Origin of the sequence: Arenimonas caeni, assembly GCF_003024235.1 — a bacterium.
Classification (GTDB): Bacteria; Pseudomonadota; Gammaproteobacteria; order Xanthomonadales; family Xanthomonadaceae; genus Arenimonas; species Arenimonas caeni.
Genome location: NZ_KZ679085.1, coordinates 109,369 through 130,739 on the forward strand (window position 1 = coordinate 109,369; position 21,371 = coordinate 130,739).

A 21,371-nucleotide genomic window follows, 5' to 3' on the forward strand; every position below is an offset into this window, starting at 1 on the left:
CGCCTGCCCCGGGCGGCCCCTTACCCCACAAGGATTCCCCTCATGTCTTCCCCTGCGTCCCGCTCCCTGCATTTCCTCGGCGCCGCCGGCACCGTCACCGGCTCTCGCTATCTGGTCCAGGCGGCGGGTCAACGCATCCTGGTCGATTGCGGCCTGTTCCAGGGCTACAAGCAGCTGCGCGAGCGCAACTGGGCGGATTTTCCGGTCGCGCCCGCGTCCATCGACACGGTGCTGCTGACCCATGCCCACCTGGATCACGCAGGCTATCTGCCGGCCCTGGTCAAGCAAGGCTTCGCTGGACGGATCCTTTGCACCGAGGCCACGCGCGATCTGAGCCAACTGCTGCTGCCCGACAGCGGCCATCTACTGGAGGAAGAAGCGCGCTACGCGAAGAAGAAGGGCTACTCCAAGCACGCCAATCCGCTGCCGCTGTACACCCAGGAAGATGCGATGACGTGCCTGACCCGATTCGATGGCCGCCCGTTCCTGGAGCCGCAGGCCCTCGCGCCGGGCGTCAGTGCCCGGTTCATCCCGGCCGGCCATATCCTGGGCGCCGCCCAGATTGCGCTGACCATTGACGGTCGCCGCCTGCATTTCACCGGCGACCTCGGCCGCGCCAGTGACGCGCTGATGAAAGCCCCGGCGCCGTTCGAGGGTGCGGACGTGCTGGTGTGCGAGTCCACCTACGGCAACCGCCGACATCCCACCGCCGACGCCGAGGCGGAGCTCGCGCCCGTGATCAAGCGGGTCGCCGCCCGCGGCGGCGTCATTGTCATTCCCGCCTTCGCCGTCGGCCGGGCCCAGGCCCTGATGCTGCATATCGCCCGGCTGCGTCAGCGCGGCGAGATCCCGCGCGTGCCGGTCTATCTCAATAGCCCGATGGCAATCAATGCCACCGACCTCTACCACCGCCACCACGGCGAGCACCACGTGACCGACGCCGAGTGCCGGGACATGTTTGAGCTGGCCACCATGGTGCGGACCGTGGAGGAGTCCAAGGCGCTCAATATGCAGCGCGGGCCGATGATCATCATCTCCGCCAGCGGCATGCTCTCCGGTGGGCGCGTCCTGCATCACCTGGTGGCGTTTGGCCAGGACTCGCGCAACGCAATCCTGCTGGCCGGCTACCAGGCCGGCGGCACCCGGGGCGCGGCGCTGGTGCGCGGCGAGAAATCGTTGCGCATCTTCGGGCAGGAGGTGCCGATCCAGGCCGAGGTCGTGGCCATGGAGAGTTTCTCTGGCCACGCCGACAGCGAGGAACTGCTTGCCTGGCTGCGCCCGGCCCCGGTCACGCCCAAGATGACCTACATCACCCATGGCGAACCCGACGCCGCCGATGCCCTGCGCGGCCGGATCGAGCGCGAGCTCGGCTGGCACTGCCGCGTCCCTGAGCATCTGGAACGGGTGCCGCTCGGCGGCGAGGCGGCGGCATGACCGAGCACGCCCACACCCGCCTGCGCGTGGTGCGCGCCGGCATCGATACCTACCAGCAGCCGGTGGTCTATATGCACCGCGACTGCCCCGTCTGCCGCTCGGAGGGCTTTGCGGCCCTGACCCGGGTCCAGATGCGGGTCGGGACACGCGAGGTCATCGCCACCCTGAACGTCGTCACGGGCGATCACCTGGCGGTCGATGAGGTGGCGCTGTCGGACGCGGCTTGGCAGGCCGTAACGCCCGAGGCCGGCGCCTACGCGACGTTCCAGCATCCCGAGCCGGCCGCTTCGGCCGGCGCCCTGCGCGCCAAGGTGTTCGGGGCGCGGCTCGACGACGCCGACTGTCTCGCCCTGATGCGCGACACCGCCGCCAACCGGCTCTCCGACATTGAGCTGGCGGCGTTTGTGACCGCCTGCGCTGGCGAGCGCTTGGACCACGGCGAAACGATCGCCCTGACCCGGGCCATGGTGGCGGTCGGTGAGCGCCTGGACTGGGGCGGCGGTCCGGTGCTGGACAAGCACTGCGTGGGGGGGCTGCCAGGCAATCGCACCACCCCGATCGTGGTCGCGATCATCGCGGCGCTGGGGCATCGCATCCCCAAGACCTCGTCGCGGGCGATCACCTCCCCGGCCGGCACCGCCGACACGATGGAGGTGATGGCCCCGGTGGCGCTGGATTTGGCGGCGATGCGGCGGGTGGTCGAACGCGAGGGCGGCTGCATCGTCTGGGGCGGCAATGTGCGCCTGAGTCCGGCCGACGACGTGCTGATCCGGGTCGAGCGACCGCTGGACTTCGACAGCGACGGCCAACTGGTCGCCAGTGTGCTGTCCAAGAAGGTGGCCGCCGGCGCGAGCCAAGTGCTGATCGACATGCCCGTTGGGCCCACCGCCAAGGTGCGCTCGGACGCGGCGGCGCAGGCGCTGGCAGCACGACTGACCGTCACCGGATCCGCGATGGGCCTGAACCTGGCGGTCTTGCACACCGATGGTCGCCAGCCGGTCGGCATGGGCATCGGCCCGGCGCTGGAGGCCCGCGACGTGCTGGCCGTGCTGCGCGGCGCGCCCGGGGCCCCGGCCGACCTGCGCACGCGGGCTTTGGCCGTCGCCGGCGCTTTGCTCGAGCTCGCGCCCGGCACGCCGCCCGGTCAGGGACCGGCCCTGGCCACGCAGGCATTGGACTCGGGTCGCGCCTGGGCCAAGTTCCTGGCCATCTGTGAGGCGCAAGGCGGCTTCAGCGAGCCGGGCGAAGCACCCTTCCAGGCGCCGGTAGTGGCCCCCCGTGCCGGGCGCATCGCCGCGATCGACAACCGACGCCTGGCCAAGGTGGCCAAGTTGGCCGGCGCACCCGGCGCGGCCTTGGCCGGCGTCGTCTGCACGTTGCGCATCGGGGATCCGGTCGTAGCCGGGCAACCGCTGTACACCGTGCACGCCCAGTCCCCCGGCGAGCGCGACTACGCCTTGGCCTACGCCCAGACCCACACCGACATCCTGTCCCTGGAGACCCCATGAGCCGCGTGCTGATCCCCTTTCCCGATTTGCAGCCGCTGGCGGTGGATTTGGCGGCGCGTTTGAACGCCCGCGTGGCACCCGTGGGCTGGCGCCGGTTCCCCGACGGGGAATCGCTGGTGACGCTCGACCCCCAACTCAGCGGAGTCGACGTGGTGGTGGTGGCCGGCCTGAGGAACGTGGACTCGGTGGCGCTGGCGCTGCGCTTTGTCGCCGAGACCGCCCGCGAGCTGGGCGCCCGTTCGGTCGGCCTGGTCGCCCCGTACCTGCCCTACATGCGCCAGGACACCCGCTTCCATCCCGGCGAAGCGATCAGCGCGCCGATCTTTGCCCGGTTCCTGGAGCAAAGCGTCGACTGGCTGGTGACGGTGGATCCGCACCTGCACCGCAATCCGCGCCTGGACGGGTTGTTCTCGATCCCGACCCGCCATGTCGCCGCGGCGGCGGCGATGGCGGCCTGGGTGCAGGCCAACGTCCCCGACGCGATCTTGATCGGTCCCGACAGCGAATCGGCGCAGTGGGTTGGCGATATCGCCGCGCGGGCGCAGGTGCCGTTCCAGGTGCTGGCCAAGATCCGGGAGGGCGATCGCTCCGTCCGGGTGAGCCTGCCCGATCCCGTCGCCGCTCGCGGCCGCACGCCCGTGGTGGTCGATGACATCGTCTCCTCGGGCCATACGATGATCGAAACCCTCAAGCATCTGGCCACGCTGGGGTTGCCCCCGGCGACGTGCCTGGTCACCCACGCGGTCTTTTCCGAGGACGCCTACGAGCGCCTGCTCGCCGCCGGCGCCCGGCGCGTCGTCAGCACCGACACCATTCCCCACCCGGCCTGCAATGCCATTGCGATGGCGCCGGCGCTGGCGGTGGCCTGCGAGGCCCTGCTCGCCGAGCGCACCCCGTCCCTGGCCGCCCCGTGAGCCGCGCCGTCCACCGCCCCATCTGTGCCCTGGAGTTTCGATGAACGACCTAACCTGCCCCGCCAGCGCCATCAGCGCCATTGACCAGCACCGGATTGACCAGTTGGCCCGGCGCTACGCCCAGGCCGAGCCGGCCTTCGCCGCGTGGGCCGCCGGCTATGGCGTCATCACGCACACGCCGCTCACCCAGCTGCGCGTGCGCGCCATGCTCGAAGAGTTGGTCGCCACTGGCGCGCTGCCGGATGCAGAGACCGGCTATAGGCGCCTGAGCGCGGCCGATCGCATTGCCAGCGCGGGCATGTGGCTGGTGGCGCATATGACCTACGCCCAGCGTGTCCGGCTCGATGGCAGTCCGATGGCCGCCGAGGACTTCAAGCCGCAGCCCGAAGGCCATACCGGCGGCGCGTTGAACATGGTGCCGGCCTACACCGGTTACCTGGCGATGAATGCGCTCGATGGCCGGACCCGCGCCTGGATGATGGGCCAGGGCCACTGCGTGGCGGCGATCGATGCGCTCAACGTGATCGTCGACAACATGAGCCCGGCGCATGCGGCCCGCTATGGCCTGGATGAGCCGCGGCTGGCGCGATTCGTGGGCGACTTCTACTCCTATGCGCTCACGCCCGAGGGGCGGCCGGCCTCGCCGCTGGGCTCGCACGTCAACGCCCACACCGCCGGCGGCCTGCAGGAAGGCGGCTATCTGGGCTTTGCCGAGCTGCACTACGTGCACGCGCCGCTGCCCGGTGAGCGGCTGGTCGCGTTCGTCAGCGATGGCGCCTTCGAGGAGCAGCGTGGCGGCGACTGGGCGCCGCGCTGGTGGCGCCCGGACGATTCGGGCTTGGTCGCGCCCATCATGATCCTCAACGGCCGGCGCATCGAGCAGCGCAGCCAGATCGAACAGCAGGGCGGCGAGGACTGGCTGTATCGCCACCTGCGGCTCAATGGATTCGAACCCATCGGCCTGGACGGGCGCGATCCGGCCAGCATCGCCTGGGGCATCCATGTCATCGAGTCGCGGCTGCAGGCCTGCACCGAGGCGGCCGCGCTGCATCCCGAGGGCGATTTCCGAATCCCGCTGCGCTACGGTGTCGCCGAGGCGCCCAAGGGCTTTGGGTTTCCCGGCGCCGGCACCAACGCCGCCCACAACTTGCCGCTATCGGGTAATCCCCACCGCGATGCGGCCGCCCGCGAGCAGTTCAATGCCGGCTGTGCGCCGCTCTACGTGCCGCCGGCGGATCTGCAGGCGGCGATTGCGGCTCTCAATACACACGCGACTCAGGGTCGGCCGCGCGAGCGCGACCACGCGCTCGCGACCCGCCAGGTGGCGCTGCCGACCGTGCCCGAGCCGGCCTGGGCGGAGCCCGGCACGATTGGCTCGCCGATGGCCGCTCTGGATGGTCAGTTTGTTCGCTTGGTGCAGGCCAACCCGCAGCTGCGCCCGCGCGTGGGTAATCCCGATGAGTTGCGCAGCAACAAACTCGACGCGACCCTGGACCTGCTCAAACACCGGGTGCAGGAGCCGGAAGCCGGCGTCGCAGAATCGCGCACCGGCGCCGTGATCACCGCGCTCAATGAGGAGGCCGTCGTCTGCGCCGCCCTGGCCAACAAGGGCGGGCTCAACCTGGTGGTGACGTACGAGGCCTTCGCCCCGAAGATGCTGGGCGCCTTGCGCCAGGAACTCATTTTCTCCCGGCATCTGCGCGAGGCCGGGCGGCCGCCGGGCTGGCTGGGCGTGCCGGTCGTACTGACCTCGCACACCTGGGAGAACGCCAAGAACGAGCAGTCGCACCAGGACCCCACCCTGGCCGAAGCCTTGCTCGGCGAAATGGCGGACGGTGCCCGCGTGTGTTTCCCGCCCGATGGCAACAGCGCCATGGCGGCCCTTACCCACAGTATCCAAGCTCTGGGCACGATCACGGCCCTGGTCGTGCCCAAACGCGAGGTCCCCAATCGGCTGACGCCGGCGCAGGCCCGCCTGTTGGCAGACGAGGGCCTGCTCTTGCTGCACGGCGATCCCGACACGGCTGCCGTCTTGTTGGCCGCCACGGGCAGCTACCAGCTGGGGGAAGTGCTGCGGGCGCATCGGCGTCTTCGTGAAGCCGGTATCGCCGCGGCGGTGATCTATATCGGTGAGCCCGGGCGGTTGCGGGCCGGGCGCGACGCGCGGGAGTGCGCGTACGTGCTGTCTGATGCGTTGGTGCTGCGCCATTTCCCGGCGGGCACCCCGCGCGTGTTCGTGACCCACACCCGGCCTGAGCCGTATTTGGGCGCGTTGCGCCGAATCGACACCGGGCCCGCCACCACGCGGGCGCTGGGTTTCGTCAACCAAGGCGGCACGCTGGATGTGCCCGGGCTGCTGTTCGCCAACGGCTGCACGTGGGCACACACGGTCGCGGCGGCGCTGGCGGTGCTGGGTCGCCCGGTGGACGAGGGTTTGCGTGCCGACGAGCAAGCGGCGTTGGCCGGCCGTGGCGACCCGACCCTGATCACCCGCCCGGCATGAGCACGCCCCGGCCGATGCGCACGTCCCGCCTGCCCCGCAGCCTGCAGATCGCCGTCGCCTTGGGCGGCTTCGGCTGGACGTGGTGGCGGCGGCATCGCCGTGCTCCCGATACCTTGCCGGCCCGGCTGCGCGAGACCCTCGAGGGGCTGGGCACGACGTTCGTCAAGCTCGGCCAGGGCCTGAGCCTGCGCCGCGACCTCCTGCCCGCCCCCTATCTGGTCGAGCTCGAGTCCCTGCACGCCCACGTGCCGCCGTTCGAGTCGGCGTTGGCGGTGGCGGCGATCGAATCAGCCTTCGGACAGCCCGTGGACCAGCTGTTCGCCGAGTTCGAGCCCGTCCCCTTCGCCGCCGCGTCGGTCGCCCAGGTGCACCGGGCCCAACTGCCGGACGGGCGCACGGTCGCGGTCAAGGTACGCCGGCCCGGCATCGTGGCCCAGGTGCATGCCGACCTGCGGCTGCTGCGGCGCTTCGTGCGGGTTTGCCGATGGCTGCTCCCCGGCCTGCGGCGCTACCAGCCCCTGGACCTGATCGAGGAGTTGGGGCAGTTCCTGCACCAGGAAATCGACATGGTCCAGGAGGCACGCAACATGCGGCGTCTGGCCAGCACGTTCGATCCCCTGCCCTACCTGACCCTGCCCCACGTCGTGGAGCCCTTGGTCGCGCCGGCCGTGATCGTGCAGGAGTTCAGCCACGGCGCGGCGCTGGCGACGCAAAACGGTACGCCGCGCGGGCGCGAACTGGCCGGCCTGCTGCTGGATGCCTATGTGCACCAGCTGATGGGCGCCGGCGTCTTCCACGCCGATCCCCACCCGGGCAACCTGTTCGAACTGCCCGACGGTCGCCTGTGCTTCCACGACTTTGGCTCCATCGGTTTCCTGGACCCGGCATCGCGCACGGCCTTTGCGCAACTGATCGAAGGGCTGGTGGTGGATGACGCCTCGGCCGTGCTTGATGCCGTGGTCGCGATGGGATTCATCACCGGGCCGATCGACCGGCGGGCCTACGTGCGCGCCATCAGCGAAATCCTCAGCAGCCTGGCCACGCTGCCCCTGAACGAATGGTCGATGGCCGACGCGATCTGGCGCGTGGCGCGGATCGGCGCGGGCGAAAACTTCCGCCTGCCGCGCCATCTGTTGGTCCTGATGCGCACCCTGTTCCTGGCCGAGAACACATTGCGGTCCCTGGACCCTGCCCTGGATCTGATGCAGGCACTGGGGGCCCGCGCTGAGCGCATGGCCCAGACCCTGCGGCAGCAGGCGGTGGGCCGTCCGATGCACGAGCAGTTGCTCAAGAGCGCCGAGCAGCTGCCGGTCGTGGCGATGCAGATCTTGCGGCAGCTGCAACTCGACGAGGGACGGCCGGCGCTGTCGCTGCACCATCGCGGCCTGGAGCCGCTGGAAACGACGCTGGCGCGCACCGGCAATCGCCTGGCCCTGGCGCTGGTGACGCTGGGCCTGTATCTGGCGGGCTCGGTGATGATGCTGCACGGCGCCGGGCCGCGCCTGTGGGGCCATCTGCCGGTGCTCTCGGCGCTGGCGTTCGCAGCTGCGCTGGTCCTGTCCTGGCGGCTGGTGCGCGCCATCTCGCGCTCGGGGCACCTATGAGCGCGCCGCGCGACGTCCTGACGATTAATGTCGGTTCCGCGACCGTCAAGGCGGCGTACTACACCATAGACGCGCAGGGCTTCCTGATCGCGCCGGTGATCCGCGCCAAGATCGCCGTCCTGCCCGAGGATGCCCACGCTGCCCGCAGCGCAGACCGCTGGTTGTCGCAGTTGCTGGTGCAGTTGCCGGCCGGGGCCGGGCAGCCCACGCGGGTGGCGCACCGGGTCGTGCACGGGGCGACCCGGCCGGGTCCAGCCCTCGTCACCGAGGCACTGATGACCGAGCTGACGGCGCTGACACCGTTGGCGCCCCTGCATCAAGCTCCGGCCCTGCGCTTGATCGAGGCTGCCGGGCATCGCTGGCCAGGGGTACCGCAGGTGGCTGCCTTCGACACCAGCTGGCATGCGAACTTGGCCCCGTGGGCCCGGCGCCTGCCGCTGCCGGCGTCCCTGCATGCCGCCGGCGTCCAACGCTACGGCTTCCACGGGCTGGCGTTTGCGTCGGTGATGCGTCAACTCATCGCCTTCGACCCCGCGCTGGCGACGGCCCGGCTGGTGCTGGTGCACCTGGGCGGCGGCTCGAGCCTGTGCGCGGTGGCCGACGGTCGCAGCGTCGACACCACCATGGGCCTGACCCCGCTCGATGGCGTCCCGATGGCCACGCGGTCGGGCACGCTCGATCCAGGCGTGGTGCTGTATCTGGCCCAGACCCTGGCCATGCCGCTGCCCGAAATCGAGCACCTGCTGTGGCGTGACTCCGGCTTGCGCGGCCTCTCCGGCGGCAGTGGCGACATGCGTGAGCTGTTGGCCGACACCAGCGAGCCCGCAGCCCTGGCCCGAGAGCACTACGCGATGCGGGTCGCCCAGGGGATCGCCGCAATGGCCACCAGCTTGGGCGGACTCGACGGGGTCGTGTTCTCGGGGGGCGTTGGGGCGGGCGCGGCAAGCGTGCGTGCCCGGATCGCCGCGCAACTGGGCTGGATGGGCCTACTGCTCGACTCCGACGCAAACCTTCACGGCGGCCCGGCGGTGCATGCCGGTGCCGCCACGATCAGCGCATGGGTCATCCAGGTCGATGAGGAATACGAACTGTTGCAGGCCGCCTTGGCCCTGGGGGATGAGTGAGCAACGAGATGACAATGGCCCGCTCCCGCCCTGGCGAGGCGACGGTCGCCCGATTGTTGGCTTTGGCGGACGTGCAGCTCGATGGCCCTCGGCCCTGGGATCTGCAGGTGCGCGATCCGGCGATGTTCACGCGCGTGTTGGCCCAAGGATCGCTGGGATTTGGCGAAGCCTACATCGACGGCGACTGGGTTGCGGCCGACCTTGATGATCGGGATTGGAACACCTCGGCGACGCTGCGCCTGCGGCCGCACCAGGCGCTCACGGCCGCGCAAAGCCAGATGATTCGCCTGGAGTACTTCGATGGCACGGTGGGGTTGGCGTTGACGCGGCGCGCCCCTCTGGTCCCCTACCTCATTCAGGCCTATCGCGCGGCCTTGGTTCCGGACCGCGAATTGCCGCCGTCGTTCTTGCTACAGGTACACGAGCCCGAACAGCTTCCGCCCTGCGCCCGTTGGTCGGCGACACCTGACGACGAATTGGCAGGGAGCTAGCAACCCTGGACGGACACCTCGGGGGGTGGCCCGGCATCTGCCGCCGGTCGGAATGGACCGCGTGGCCGCTACAGCCAGCGCCGCGCCCACCAGCCGATCAGCTCGAGGCCGGGTGCATACCACGGCCGCTGCGTCCAGGCCTCGGTTAACACTTCCCGAGATTCGGTCAGATCCTGGACGAAGTGCTCCGCCAGCGTCGCGTTGAGGGCGGGCGCGTGCCCGAGCAGGTTGATCTCGTCGTTGAGAAAGAAGCTGCGGTAGTCGAAGTTGGCGGTGCCGACCGTCGCCCAGTCCCGATCAACCAAGGCAGTCTTTGCGTGCAGTACCCGGGGTTGGTACTCCCAGATCCGGACGCCGGCCTCGAGCATATGGGCGTAGGCTGCCCGCGCCGCCCATTGCGCCAGCGGGACATCGCTTTTGCCCGGTACCAGCAAGCGGACATCCACGCCGCGCCGGGCGGCGCCGCACAGGGCCCGCTGGCTGCGCCGGTCCGGTGCGAAGTACGGCGTGGTCAGCCAGAGTCGCTCCCGGGCTTGGTCGAAGGCCTCGTTGAAGGCGCAGCGCAGGCGATGCCGGCAACGACGCGAACGATTCGACAGCAACGCCAAGGGCGAACGCGCCGTCGGCACGGGACCGCGGGGTGCCCGTGGGTACTCGTCGAACAGGGCGATCGCCTCGGCCACCCGCGGGCCGGTCAGACGAACATGGGTGTCGCGCCAGCGAGCCGCCCCCACCGCCTGCTGGGAGTTGCGCCGGTCGAGGTTGAAGCCGCCCAGATAAGCGACGGCGTCGTCGATGATCAGGAGCTTGCGGTGATTGCGGACGTGAAATTGCCACGGCTGGCTCCATGACCAAGGCCGGCTCCAGTGCCATCCCACACCAGTGTCCTTCATGGACCGAACCCGGTCCGGCGGAATCAGGCGCCACGAGCCCACGGCATCGATGCGGACCTGGACGCGCCTGCCAGAAAGGGCGGTGTCGGCCAGCGCGGTGAGCATCGGACCGCCGACCTCGTCATCGGCCACGATGTAACACTCCAGGCGTACCTGCGCAGCCGCCCCGGCGATGTCCGTGCGCATCGCATCGTAGAGGGTGTCACCCTCCACGAAGACCGTGGTTGTTTCCGGTGCGGATGGCATGGGGCGGCGGTTCGGCAAAGATTTGGCGCCCAGCCTAGCAGTGCACCTCGGATTCTGGATCATTGGCCACGGAAGTTGGCGCGCACCTCGGCATCCCGGCCGGCGGTCAGCGGCTTGAGTATGCCGTCGTAGCGGAAAGCTTCGCGGTCGCAACCTTCAGCGCCCTAGGCACCATTCGAGTGCCTTGGGGACGGGATCACACTGACTCCGCCGGCATTTGCAATCCGCCCAAGATTGCGCAGGTACCCCGGCGGCCGCCGCAGCAATCAGCAATGGTGCGCTCCAACTCTTGCGCAATTTGTTGCAGTTCGGCCTGTCGCTCCCGGATCTCGGCGAGGTGATGGCGCGCGAGCCGGTCCACGTCGTCGCAGGACAGGTCCGGATCCTCCGCCAATCGCAGCAGGTCGCGAATCTCGCTCAGGCTAAAGCCCAGTTCCCGGCCGCGGGTGATAAAGCGCAGCCGGGCCACATCGTGCTGGCCATAGACCCTATAGCCATTGCCCGTCCGAACCGGCCCAGGAAGCAGGCCGATGCGCTCGTAGTAGCGGATGGTCTCCAAGTGACAGCCACTGGCGGTCGCGGCCTCACTGATTTTCATTCGCATCCCGCTTGACTCTGTAGTGGCTACGGACTTTACGATACTTCTGTCCCCGCCGCCAACGAAGTGCCCTTGCCGTGCCCCAGCCCATCCCTCTGTCTCACTTTCGAACGTGGTCCGGCCTTGCAGCGTTCCTGATTGGGCTGGCCTGGCTGCTGCCGGTACACGCCGAAACCCCCACGGTTGAGCCGCGACAAACGTGGCAAATGCTCGACTACATGGCGGTGGATTATGCCGCGGCCGTCCAGGGTGGCCGCGTCCTGTCGCTGGGCGAATATGCCGAGATGCAGGAATTTGCCAGGGCCGCCCGCCTCCAACTCCAGACCCTGCCGGCGAGTCCGAACCAGCCGCGGTTGCTGGCCCGAGCCGACCAGTTGGTCGCCGCGGTAGACCTCAGGGCCGACCCCACACAGGTGGCCGTGCTGGCCCGAGGGATGGCCGACGATCTGTTGGCCGACTATCCGATCGGGGCGGTGCCGGCGTCGCCACCGGAGCCGGCCCGCGTCACGGCGCTCTATGCTCAGCAATGTGCGGCCTGCCACGGTCCGTCCGGGCGCGGCGACGGTGTGGCCGGGATCGCCTTGGATCCACCGCCGATCGCCTTTACCGACGCTGGCCGCGCGGCCCAGCGGACGCCCCTGGCGCTTTATCAAGTCATCTCCCAGGGCGTGCCAGGCACCGGCATGCCCAGCTTTGCAGCGCTGTCGGAAGCAGATCGCTGGGCGTTGGCGTTCTACACCGGAGGTCTGGCCTACTCCCCTCGCGCTCGCGCGGAAGGGGAGACCTTGTGGCGGGAGCGGGCCGACTTGCGCGGTCGCATCCCCACCCTCGAAGCCCTCACCCGGGTTCGCGAAGCGGACCTGCTGGCCCCGTTCTCCCCGGCAGAGGCCCACGCCGTCGTCGCCTACCTTCGATCACGCCCCAAGGCAGTAAACCTGTCGCGTGAGGGTTCCCATCCGTTCGCGCTCGCGCGTGAACGATTGGCCGTCAGCGAGCAAGCGTATGCCGCTGGCGACACGGCGCAGGCCACCACATCGGCGTTGTCGGCTTACCTGGACGGTGTAGAGCCGCTCGAGGCAGCCCTGGGGGCCCGCGATCCCTCACTGATGCGAGAGATCGAGATGGCCATGGCCCGCTACCGCAGCCAACTCGCCCGCCCCGCTGCCGGGGCGGACGTGAGCGCGCAGGCGGCGGAGGTCAACGCACTGTTTGATCGCGCCGAGATGGTGCTAGCGGACACCCGGATGGACACGACCACGGCCTTTCTGGGTAGCTTCACCATCCTGGTGCGGGAGGGTCTGGAGGCGCTCCTGATTGTGATGGGCATGATCGTGTTCCTGCGCAAGGCCGAGCGCGCCGACGTTTTGCCGTACGTCCATGCGGGATGGGCCAGCGCCTTGCTGGCCGGCGCGGCGACATGGGCGGCAGCGACCTACCTGATTGACATCAGCGGTGCCAATCGGGAGCTGACCGAAGGAATATCGGCGCTATTCGCCGCTGCCGTGCTGCTGAGCGTCGGTATATGGATGCATCAGAAGAGTTTGGCCGGACGCTGGCAGCAGTACCTGCAGGCCAAGTTGTCTAAGGCGTTGACGCGGCGATCGGCTCTCTTCTTGTTCGTGCTTGCGTTCATCGTGGTGTATCGCGAAGTGTTTGAAACCATCCTGTTCTTCATCGCGATGTGGAGCGAGGCGGCTTCGGGCGCCATCCTTGCTGGTTTCGCGGCCGGATGTTTGGTCTTGGCTGCTGTGGCCTATTGGATGGTTCGCGCCAGCGCACGTCTTCCTGTTGGCCGGTTCTTTTCGATCAGTTCGCTCCTGATCGCCGTACTGGCGGTCGTCTTGGCGGGCAAAGGCGTGGCCGCCCTTCAGGAGGCAGGTTGGGTCACCCAAGCAGGGGTGCCGGGGCCACGCATTGAATGGCTGGGCGTGTACCCGTCCTGGGAGTCCTTGTTGGCGCAGTTGGGCGTGGCGACGCTGGCGACCATTGGCTTCTTAACCAACACCCGGTCGCTGAAAGCGTCGGCGGCGTCTTCCTCGCGCTCATGAGCTGCCCAAGGGACTTGAGACATTGCCGCCGCGCCGCGACCTCCGCGTGCGCCGCACTCCTCCTGAACAGCGTGCCGTGGCCAACGCATGGACTGCGTGCCGATTTCGCCTCGGGCTGGAACCTTGCCGCGAGGTGGCCCACGTTGGCTGCTCTCTGCGGTTCATTCTCGCCCTCCACCGGAGAAGCTCATGAGTGACTGCGGTTGTGACCACGAAGCAAAGAACGCACAAGAGCGCCGCATCCTGAAGATTGCGTTGGCTCTCAATGCGGCGATGGCGGTGATCGGCGGCATCGCCGGTTGGATCGCCCAGTCGACCGGACTGCTGGCCGATGCACTCGATATGTTGTCGGATGCCCTCGCCTACACGATCGGGTTGGTCGCCATTGGACGCGCTGCGCGTTTCAAAGCCAATGCGGCGTTGCTAAGCGGCAGTGTCTTGCTGGCACTGGGCCTGGGCGTGCTGGCCGAGGTCGGGCGCCGGGTGGTTCACGGCGCCGAACCGGCCAGCAGTTGGATGATTGGGACGGCACTGCTGTCTTTGGGGGTCAACGTCACTGTATTGCGCTTGCTCGCGCCGCTGAAGACGGGAGGGGTGCACCTGCGCGCCACGTGGCTGTTCACCCGCGCCGATGTCGTGGCTAATCTGGGGGTGATTCTTGCGGGCGGTTTGGTCCTGTGGTTCCACTCGCCCTATCCCGACTTTATGATTGGCACGTTGATCGGACTGTATGTCATCAAGGAATCGTTCGAGATTCTGCGCGATGCCCGCCGTGCCCGGCTGGGGGCTGGCACATGAGGCAGCCTGACCGGTTAAAACTAGACGGTGATGCCCTCTGCGCTGGCGACGTTTGTGCGCGTCAGGGAGCGCCCGGAGTGGAGGGAATCCGCACGAGCGCCTTCGCATGGCTGCTGCTCTCGCTGGCGGTGCTGTTGTTGGACCAAGCCACCAAGCTGTGGGCGGTGACGGTGCTGCCACATAACGTGGACGTGGCTGTCGTTGAGGGGTGGTGGAACTGGAGTCGTTCCTACAATTCCGGTGCGGCGTTTGGCTTGCTGGGCGGCGCGGGGGGCTGGCAGCGGCCTGCGCTTACGGCATTGGCACTAGGCGTTTGTGCTTTCCTTGTTTACTCGCTTCGCCGCCTGCCCCGACGGTCATGGCGACTGGCGGTCCCGTACGCATTGGTGATTGGAGGTGCGTTGGGCAATGCGGCCGATCGGCTCATTCGGGGGCAGGTCGTCGACTTCATTCAGTGGTACTGGAGGGACTTCTTCTGGCCCACATTTAATGTGGCCGACATGGCCATCGTCATCGGGGCGGTGGCGATCGCGGCAAACGGCCTGATGCGACCGAAGTCCTCGCAAGGACAGTCGTTTTGAGGGGTTTCTCGGCACGCCGGATGCGGCGGCGGCCTGGCATCGGCTGCGCTGTCGGCTCCGGGCGACCGTGGAGCCCCCTGAGAGCACTCACGCCCGCGATGTCTTTCAAGCTCTCCGGACTCTCATGTCTCCTGAACGCGACGCGGCGTGGCGAGGGGAATGAAATTGTGTAACCCCACCGCAGTCAGGTACGCTTTCGCATCAATGCGCATGTCCCCTCCCCTGCTTATGGTCCGACTTCGCGCATCCGCGCGCGTGGCCGCGTGGGTGCTGTTGGTTTTCTTGCTCAAGGTGGGCATGGTCGCTGCCTGCACAGTAGATGAGATGCAGGACAACACTTGGGGTGTGGCGAGCACCGAGATGATGGCGACGAACGCCGCGATGTCGACGGATAATCCGGATGGGGACGCTCCATCGTCGGTCCTGTCGCACGTTGCGGGCGGTTGTCTGGATTGTCATTGTCACCATGCGGCGGCGTTGCCGCCCGTAATGGTCACCCTGGCGGGTCCGCCAGCGATGACGCGGCGCGTTTTACCCTCTATTGCCATGCCTATCGGCGTGGTGCGCAACGAACTGCGCCCTCCCATTCTCTGAGCCCCTCATTTTCGCTCCCTGACGCCGACGCGTCAGGGTCGACGTGTGCTCAGAGGATGTTTCCATGCGTTTGATTACTACCCCGCGACGCCTGCGCGTCGCGTCGTTGCCGATGATTGTCCTGCTCTTGGCAGGCGCGTTGGCCGCGCCCGCCCATGCTGCCGCGCCCGCTGCCTCTCCCATCGCACTGCGCGACGCGGTGACCGCGGCTTGGCGCGCCCATCCCAGTGCGCGGGCGACCGAAGCCACCCTGGCCGCCGCCCGCGCCCGCGCCGATGCCGCCGGCCGCCCGCTCTACAACCCCGAGCTCGAATTCTCGGCCGATGACGAAGGGACAGACCGCACCACCACCGCGGGGGTCAGTCTCGCGCTGGACCTAAGCGGCAAGCGCCGTGCCCGGCGGGATGCGGCGGCGTCGCAGTTGGACGTTGCCGTGGCCCAGGCCCGGCTAAGCCGACGTGATTTCGTGGCCGCTTGGCTGGTGGGCTGGGCCGACTGGCAGAGCGCCTCGCGACGCGTGCAGCAAGGCGAGCAACGCCTGGCGCTGATCTCCCGATTCGCCGATCTGGCCGACAAGCAGTTCGGCGTCGGCGACATCTCGTCCCTCGAGCGGGACCTGGCCCGACTGGCCCGCGACGAAGCCGAGGCGGAACAAGCGGCCCTGCTGGCGGAAGCCGCCGCGGCCGAGGAAGCCTTCCGAAACGTGGGCGGGCAGCCGGACGCCATTGCCGCGGCCCCGGAGTGGTCGCAGGCGCTACCGGACGTCACGCCGGCGCCCGTGACCTGGGAGGCGTTGCCGGAATGGCAGATCGCGCAGGCCCAGTCGGAAGGGGCAGCACGTCAGGTCACCGTCGCCCAGCTCGACCGTATCCCGGACCCGACGCTCGCTCTCACCGGCGGCCGTATCGACTTCGGTCCGGCCTCGGACAATGTGGTGGGCGTGTCGCTCAGCGTCCCGCTGTTCGTGCGCAACCCCTACCGGGCCGAAGTCGTGGCCGCGCTCGCCGATGCGGACGCGGCGGCGGCCCAGGCCGATCTGGCGCAGACCCAGTTGGCCTCGCGGGCCCAGCGCACGGCGGCCAGCTACGCCGCGGTACGTCGGGCGTTTGCCCGCTGGCGCCAAAGCACCGGCACCGATGTCGACCAACGTGCCGAGCTGCTGGAACGACTCTGGCGCGCCGGCGAGCTCTCGACCGCCGACTACCTGCTGCAGCTCAAGCAGACCCTGGATACCGCCCTTGCCGGCGCCGCGCTGGAAGGCCAGCTCTGGCGCCGCGCCACCGACTACCTCGCCGCCACCGGCCAGCTCGAAGCTTGGCTCGGAATGAATGACGCGACTGGAGAAACTTCCCAATGAACCCGAAAAATTACCTGTTGATTCCCGCCGGTGCGGTCCTGGTCCTGTCCTTGGCAGGATGCGGTGCCGAGCCCGGCGCGACGCCTGCACCCGAGGCTGCTGCCGCCGGCTCGAGCGCACCCCGCGGTGAGGAAGCTGAGCATGACGACGAGGCGGGCCAGGAAGAAGCCGGCCACGACGAGGCCGGCCCGGAGCCGGTTCGCATGGACGCGGCCGCGCTGGAAGCCGCTGGTATCAAGCTGGCGACCTTGGATGCGCGATCCCTGAGCGAACCGCTGCAGGCCCCGGGCGAGGTCGTGGACAACGCCTACGGCACCACCCTGATCACCCCCCGGGTCGAGGCCCTGGTAGTGCGCCGCCACGCCAAGTTGGGCGATGAGGTGGCCGCAGGCGCGCCACTGGTGACGCTGTCTTCCGTGGAAGTGGCGCAAGCCCAAGGGGCGCTGGCGATCGCCGAACAGGATTGGAAGCGCGTGCAGTCCCTGGGCCGCGAGGCCGTGTCGGGCCGCCGCTACCAGGAAGCCCAGGTCACCGTCGAGCAGGCACGGGCGACGGCGCGGGCCTACGGCTTGCCTGGCACGGCCACGGGCCGGTCCAACGGCGAGTTCACGCTGACCGCCCCGCACGCCGGCCGGTTGACCGAGGACGCTTTCGTCGTCGGCGAGCGGATCGAGCCCGGCCGCACGCTGTTCCGCTTGGTCGATGAGTCGGTGGTGTGGGTGGATGCCACGCTGCCGGCCGAACAAGCCCGCCGCATCGCCCTCGACAGCACCGCGCAGGTGGTGCTGGGCGAGGTGCGACTGCCCGGCAAGGTGGTGCAGCGCGCCCACCGCACCTCCGAGAACACCCGGACGGCGCTGGTGCGAATTGAAGTAGCGAACGAGGGCGATCGCCTGCACGGCGGCGACTACGTCGAGGTCTATCTCGATGCGGGCGGTGGCAGCGACCCGCAGCTGGCGGTGCCGACGGCAGCGCTGGTGCAGTTGGAGGGCGAGAACGTCGTCTTCAAGGAGACCGACGGCGCGCTGGCGCCCGTGGCGGTCCGTCCCGGCCCGGTGGTCGGCGACCAAACCGTCATCGCCGACGGCCTGGCCATTGGTGACCGGGTGGTCGTGGAGGGCGCCTACGTGCTCAAGGCGCAGATGCTCAAGGCGCAGATGGGAGAAGGTCATGGTCATTGACGCGCGCGTCGTCGAGCGCGGAGGTGCGCCATGCTGAACCGCCTGGTTGAACTCTCCCTTCGCTACAAGTTCCTGGTCCTGATCATCTTCGCCGTCGTGGCCTTCCTCGGCCTGCGAGCGGTTCGCGATGTCCCCATCGACGCCTTCCCGGATGTGACGCCGGTCCAGGTGAATATCTATACCGAATCGCCGGGCCTGGCCGCCGAGGATGTCGAGCTGCTGCTGACCACGCCGGTGGAGTCGGCGTTGGCGGGCCTGCCGAAAGTGCAGGAAATCCGCTCGGTAAGCCTGTTTGGCCTCTCCTACGTGTCCGTCTACTTTGAGGACGACATGGAGATCTACTTCGCTCGCCAGCTGGTGAATGAGCGACTGCAGGAAATCGGCGACCGCCTCCCCGAGGGCTACGGCAAGCCCAGCATGGGCCCGAACAGTTCGGGCCTGGGCCAGGTCTTCTGGTACACCGTCGAGCGCGCCCCGGGCGTAAGCAAGGAACAAATCACCGACATGGACCTGCGCACCTGGCAGGAGTGGACGGTGCGCCTGATCCTGCGCACGGCGCCGGGCGTGGATGACGTCAGTTCCTGGGGCGGCGGCGAGCGCGAGTACCAGGTCCGGATCGATCCGCAGCGGCTGTACGCCCGGGGCCTGGGCTTTGCCGACGTGATTGCGGCCCTGCCGGCCAACAACGGCCAGGTCGGCGGCAACGTGATGGACGTGGGTCGCGAACAGTACCTGGTGCGGGGTCTGGGCCTGCTGTCCTCGACCGAGGACATCGGCGCGATCGTGCTCAAGTCCGAGGACGGTGTGCCGGTCTATATGCGCGACGTCGCCCGGATCATCGAGTCGCCGGCGCCGCGCTTTGGCGCGGTGACCCGCGATGGCGAAGAAGTCGTGCTGGGCATGGCCCTGTCCCGCATTGGCGAGAACGCCAAGGACGTGGTCGAGGCGGTCAAGGCCAAGCTGTCCACCGTCCAGGACGCGCTGCCCGAAGGCATGGTGGTACGCCCGGTCTACGAGCGCACCGATCTGGTCAACAAGGCGGTGGGCACCGCGACCCGTGCCCTGATCGAGGGCTCGATCCTGGTGGCGATCGTGCTGTTCCTGTTCCTGGGCGAGCTGCGCTCGGCCTTGGTGGTGATCGTGACCCTGCCGCTGGCGATGCTGATGGCCTTCATTGGCATGGGTCAGTTCGGCTTGTCGGCCAACCTGATGTCCCTGGCCGGCCTGGCCATAGGCATCGGCATGATGGTGGACGGCGCCGTGGTGATGGTGGAGAACGCCTACCGCATCATGGCCGAGCGACATACCCACGGCGAAAAGGTCGACCGGACCTCGGCGGTGCTGGCGGCGGCCAAGGAAGTGGCCAATCCCATCTCGTTTGCGATCCTGATCATCATCGTGGTGTTCCTGCCGCTGTTCAGCCTCGAGGGCCTGGAGGGCAAGCTGTTCAAGCCCATGGCCTTCACCATCGCGTTCGCGATGGCGGGCTCGATGCTGCTGAGCCTGACGCTGATCCCGGTCCTGGCGGCCATGATCCTCAAGCCCAAGGAAGAGAAGGACACCCGCCTGGTGGCCTTCCTCAAGCGTCGCTACCGCCCGCTGCTGGAACGGGCCCTGTCCGCCAAACGCGCCGTGGTGATCACGGCTTCCGTGGCGCTGGTGCTGGCCTTGGGCCTGTTCCCGTTCCTGGGCAAGGAGTTCATGCCCCAGTTGCAGGAGGGTTCGATCATGTGGCGGGTGACGGGCATCCCGTCGACGTCCCTGGATGAGTCGATCCGCACCAGCAATGTCATTGCCGAGGCCTTCAAGAAGTTCCCGGAAGTGGAGACGACGCTCGCCATGATCGGCCGCGCCGAAAAGGGCGAGACCGCCGACGTCAACTACATGGAGATCTACACGGCGCTGACCCCCGAGGAGGACTGGACCACCGGCCGCTCGATCAAGGAACTCGAGGAAGCCATGCAGGAGACGCTGGAGGAGGTCGTGCCCAACGTGGTGCCAGGCTACACCCAGCCGATCCAGATGCGCGTCGAAGAGCTGATCTCCGGCGTGCGCGCGACCCTCGCGCTCAAGCTCTACGGCGAGGATCTGGGCGAACTTGATCGCATCAGTAGTCAGCTAAAGCCGGTTCTTGCCGGTATCGACGGCGTGGCGGACCTGTCGCTGGAAGCGAATGTCGGCAAACCGCAGATCCGCATCGAGGTGGATCGGGCCGAGCTGGCCCGGCACGGCATGAACGCCGAGGAGGTCCTGACCATCGTGCGCAATGGCCTGGGCGGTGAGCCGGTCAGCGTCCTGCTGGACGGGGTGCGGCGGTTCGACATCTCCGTGCGCCTTGATGACGGAACGCGCAGCTCGGTCGAAGCGCTGCGACGGATCCCGCTCAAGGCCGCGTCGGGAGCGCTGGTGCCGCTTTCCGAGGTTGCGACGGTATCCGTCGCCGAGGGCTATTCGTTCATCCGTCGCGAGCAGCTGCAGCGCTATGCCGTGATCCAGATGGATGTACGGGGCCGGGACGTCGATGGCTTCGTGGCCGATGCGACGGCCGCGATCAAGTCGCAGGTGGACCTGCCGCCCGGCTACTGGATCGAGTGGGGCGGTGCGTTCGAGAACCAGCAGCGGGCCTTGGCCAAGCTGAGCCTGATCGTGCCGATCACGATCTTCTTCATCTTCGTGCTGCTGTACACCGCGTTCAACTCGATCAAGTTCGCGGCCCTGATCCTGGCCAACGTGCCCTTCGCGACCATCGGCGGCCTGCTGGCCTTGTTCCTGACCGGCCAGTACCTGTCGGTGCCCTCGGCCATCGGGTTCATCGCGGTGTTCGGCGTAGCCATGCTCAACGGCATCGTGCTCGTGAGTTTCCTGAACGAGCAGCGCGAACGTGGGCTCTCGGTGCGTGAGGCGGTGCTGCAAGGCACGGCCCTGCGGCTGCGCCCGGTGCTGATGACCGCAAGCGTAGCGATCCTGGGCCTGGTGCCGATGCTGATCTCCAGTGGCGTCGGCGCCGAGACGCAGCGCCCGTTGGCCACCGTCGTGGTGGGCGGCCTGCTCAGCGCCACCCTGCTGACCCTGTTCCTGCTGCCCGTGCTCTACGAGTGGCTGGAAACCCGCGCCGAACGCAAGAACCCGGAGGCCACGCCATGAAGCGCATCACTGCCCTGCTGCACGCCCATCGGATGAGCGACATCGTGCACGCCCTGGAAGCCGCCGGTGAGCGGCGCCTGAGCGTGGTCCAGGCGCGAGGGCTGTTGCAGGCCGCCAGTGCCCGCGAACAGGACTACTCGGTCGAGCTGGGGGAACGGGTGACCCAGGAGATCCAGCTGGATGTGTTCTGCGAGGACGAGCGGGTCGACGCGATCATTGCGTTGATCCGGCAGCACGGCCGCACCGGGCAGGTGAATGCCGGCTGGATCTTCACCAGCTCCATCGACGATGTGCTGCTGATCGACCGGGCGGACGTGCCGGCCTAGCCCCGCACGACGAAGGCCACGAGGCAG

At 68.4% G+C, this 21,371-nt stretch carries 17 protein-coding genes; 15 read left to right on the forward strand and 2 right to left on the reverse strand.

Going from position 1 to position 21,371, the window contains the following annotated elements; translation table 11 throughout:
• The first annotated feature begins 42 nt into the window (after positions 1–42).
• Genes C6N40_RS03190 through C6N40_RS03220 form a run of 7 tightly spaced genes read left to right on the forward strand, consistent with a single transcriptional unit; the run spans position 43 to position 9,578 of the window.
• Positions 43–1,434 (forward strand): MBL fold metallo-hydrolase RNA specificity domain-containing protein, encoded by a 1,392-nt coding sequence (locus tag C6N40_RS03190; RefSeq protein ID WP_106989565.1) that lies wholly within the window; start codon positions 43–45, stop codon positions 1,432–1,434.
• On the forward strand, positions 1,431–2,942 hold the full coding sequence (locus C6N40_RS03195) for a thymidine phosphorylase family protein (RefSeq protein WP_034211182.1): 1,512 nt from the start codon (positions 1,431–1,433) through the stop codon (positions 2,940–2,942). Before C6N40_RS03190 ends, C6N40_RS03195 begins: the two co-directional genes overlap by 4 nt.
• A complete protein-coding gene (locus C6N40_RS03200) occupies positions 2,939–3,856 on the forward strand; it encodes a ribose-phosphate diphosphokinase (protein WP_106989566.1) in 918 nt (305 codons plus the stop codon). The genes C6N40_RS03195 and C6N40_RS03200 overlap by 4 nt, the downstream gene beginning before the upstream one ends.
• Before the next feature lie 40 nt (positions 3,857–3,896).
• Positions 3,897–6,359 carry a phosphoketolase family protein gene (locus C6N40_RS03205; RefSeq protein WP_106989567.1) on the forward strand — a complete coding sequence of 821 codons (2,463 nt, stop codon included), beginning with the start codon at positions 3,897–3,899 and terminating at the stop codon, positions 6,357–6,359.
• 14 nt (positions 6,360–6,373) lie between these two features.
• Complete coding sequence (locus C6N40_RS03210) at positions 6,374–7,963, forward strand: ABC1 kinase family protein (protein WP_162782056.1); 1,590 nt, start codon at positions 6,374–6,376, stop codon at positions 7,961–7,963.
• Positions 7,960–9,087: an acetate/propionate family kinase gene (locus C6N40_RS03215; protein ID WP_106989569.1), complete on the forward strand. Its 1,128-nt coding sequence runs from the start codon at positions 7,960–7,962 to the stop codon at positions 9,085–9,087. Before C6N40_RS03210 ends, C6N40_RS03215 begins: the two co-directional genes overlap by 4 nt.
• Positions 9,084–9,578: a BrxR family transcriptional regulator gene (locus C6N40_RS03220; protein ID WP_106989570.1), complete on the forward strand. Its 495-nt coding sequence runs from the start codon at positions 9,084–9,086 to the stop codon at positions 9,576–9,578. Before C6N40_RS03215 ends, C6N40_RS03220 begins: the two co-directional genes overlap by 4 nt.
• A 68-nt stretch (positions 9,579–9,646) precedes the next feature.
• Here the strand turns inward: C6N40_RS03220 and C6N40_RS03225 are convergent, their stop codons facing one another.
• Entirely contained in the window at positions 9,647–10,717 is a 1,071-nt protein-coding gene (locus C6N40_RS03225; protein ID WP_162782057.1) for a phospholipase D-like domain-containing protein, read from the reverse strand.
• Between the two features lie 196 nt (positions 10,718–10,913).
• Entirely contained in the window at positions 10,914–11,315 is a 402-nt protein-coding gene (locus C6N40_RS03230) for a MerR family transcriptional regulator (protein ID WP_106989572.1), read from the reverse strand.
• A gap of 206 nt (positions 11,316–11,521) precedes the next feature.
• Between C6N40_RS03230 and C6N40_RS03235 the strand changes: the two genes are divergently transcribed.
• The 8 genes from C6N40_RS03235 to C6N40_RS03270 all read left to right on the forward strand — a co-directional run bounded on the left by C6N40_RS03235 (position 11,522) and on the right by C6N40_RS03270 (position 21,344).
• Complete coding sequence (locus C6N40_RS03235; RefSeq protein ID WP_240183434.1) at positions 11,522–13,363, forward strand: cytochrome c/FTR1 family iron permease; 1,842 nt, start codon at positions 11,522–11,524, stop codon at positions 13,361–13,363.
• Positions 13,364–13,552: 189 nt separating this feature from the next.
• A complete protein-coding gene (locus C6N40_RS03240; RefSeq protein WP_106989573.1) occupies positions 13,553–14,161 on the forward strand; it encodes a cation diffusion facilitator family transporter in 609 nt (202 codons plus the stop codon).
• A 77-nt stretch (positions 14,162–14,238) separates the two neighbouring features.
• Positions 14,239–14,742, forward strand: coding sequence for a signal peptidase II (gene lspA, locus C6N40_RS03245; protein ID WP_240183435.1), 504 nt, complete (start codon positions 14,239–14,241; stop codon positions 14,740–14,742).
• 210 nt (positions 14,743–14,952) lie between these two features.
• Positions 14,953–15,336: a hypothetical protein gene (locus C6N40_RS03250; protein WP_162782058.1), complete on the forward strand. Its 384-nt coding sequence runs from the start codon at positions 14,953–14,955 to the stop codon at positions 15,334–15,336.
• Positions 15,337–15,400: 64 nt separating this feature from the next.
• Positions 15,401–16,693, forward strand: a complete 1,293-nt coding sequence (locus tag C6N40_RS03255) for a TolC family protein (protein WP_106989576.1) — start codon at positions 15,401–15,403, stop codon at positions 16,691–16,693.
• Positions 16,690–17,874 (forward strand): efflux RND transporter periplasmic adaptor subunit, encoded by a 1,185-nt coding sequence (locus tag C6N40_RS03260; protein WP_106989577.1) that lies wholly within the window; start codon positions 16,690–16,692, stop codon positions 17,872–17,874. The genes C6N40_RS03255 and C6N40_RS03260 overlap by 4 nt, the downstream gene beginning before the upstream one ends.
• Positions 17,875–17,904: 30 nt before the next feature.
• The gene (locus C6N40_RS03265) at positions 17,905–21,018 is read left to right on the forward strand and encodes an efflux RND transporter permease subunit (protein ID WP_106989578.1); all 3,114 of its coding nucleotides are present in this window, start codon (positions 17,905–17,907) and stop codon (positions 21,016–21,018) included.
• Positions 21,015–21,344 carry a P-II family nitrogen regulator gene (locus C6N40_RS03270; RefSeq protein ID WP_106989579.1) on the forward strand — a complete coding sequence of 110 codons (330 nt, stop codon included), beginning with the start codon at positions 21,015–21,017 and terminating at the stop codon, positions 21,342–21,344. Before C6N40_RS03265 ends, C6N40_RS03270 begins: the two co-directional genes overlap by 4 nt.
• Positions 21,345–21,371: the final 27 nt, after the last annotated feature.

Excerpts from the sequence above, each read along its gene's own strand:
- C6N40_RS03190 (WP_106989565.1), top strand. The coding sequence starts at position 43 with ATGTCTTCCCCTGCGTCCCGCTCCCTGCATTTCCTCGGCGCCGCCGGC.
- C6N40_RS03195 (WP_034211182.1), top strand. The coding sequence starts at position 1,431 with ATGACCGAGCACGCCCACACCCGCCTGCGCGTGGTGCGCGCCGGCATC.
- C6N40_RS03200 (WP_106989566.1), top strand. The coding sequence starts at position 2,939 with ATGAGCCGCGTGCTGATCCCCTTTCCCGATTTGCAGCCGCTGGCGGTG.
- C6N40_RS03205 (WP_106989567.1), top strand. The coding sequence starts at position 3,897 with ATGAACGACCTAACCTGCCCCGCCAGCGCCATCAGCGCCATTGACCAG.
- C6N40_RS03210 (WP_162782056.1), top strand. The coding sequence starts at position 6,374 with ATGCGCACGTCCCGCCTGCCCCGCAGCCTGCAGATCGCCGTCGCCTTG.
- C6N40_RS03215 (WP_106989569.1), top strand. The coding sequence starts at position 7,960 with ATGAGCGCGCCGCGCGACGTCCTGACGATTAATGTCGGTTCCGCGACC.
- C6N40_RS03225 (WP_162782057.1), bottom strand. The coding sequence starts at position 10,717 with ATGCCATCCGCACCGGAAACAACCACGGTCTTCGTGGAGGGTGACACC.
- C6N40_RS03230 (WP_106989572.1), bottom strand. The coding sequence starts at position 11,315 with ATGAAAATCAGTGAGGCCGCGACCGCCAGTGGCTGTCACTTGGAGACC.
- C6N40_RS03235 (WP_240183434.1), top strand. The coding sequence starts at position 11,522 with ATGCTCGACTACATGGCGGTGGATTATGCCGCGGCCGTCCAGGGTGGC.
- C6N40_RS03240 (WP_106989573.1), top strand. The coding sequence starts at position 13,553 with ATGAGTGACTGCGGTTGTGACCACGAAGCAAAGAACGCACAAGAGCGC.
- C6N40_RS03250 (WP_162782058.1), top strand. The coding sequence starts at position 14,953 with ATGTCCCCTCCCCTGCTTATGGTCCGACTTCGCGCATCCGCGCGCGTG.
- C6N40_RS03255 (WP_106989576.1), top strand. The coding sequence starts at position 15,401 with ATGCGTTTGATTACTACCCCGCGACGCCTGCGCGTCGCGTCGTTGCCG.
- C6N40_RS03260 (WP_106989577.1), top strand. The coding sequence starts at position 16,690 with ATGAACCCGAAAAATTACCTGTTGATTCCCGCCGGTGCGGTCCTGGTC.
- C6N40_RS03265 (WP_106989578.1), top strand. The coding sequence starts at position 17,905 with ATGCTGAACCGCCTGGTTGAACTCTCCCTTCGCTACAAGTTCCTGGTC.
- C6N40_RS03270 (WP_106989579.1), top strand. The coding sequence starts at position 21,015 with ATGAAGCGCATCACTGCCCTGCTGCACGCCCATCGGATGAGCGACATC.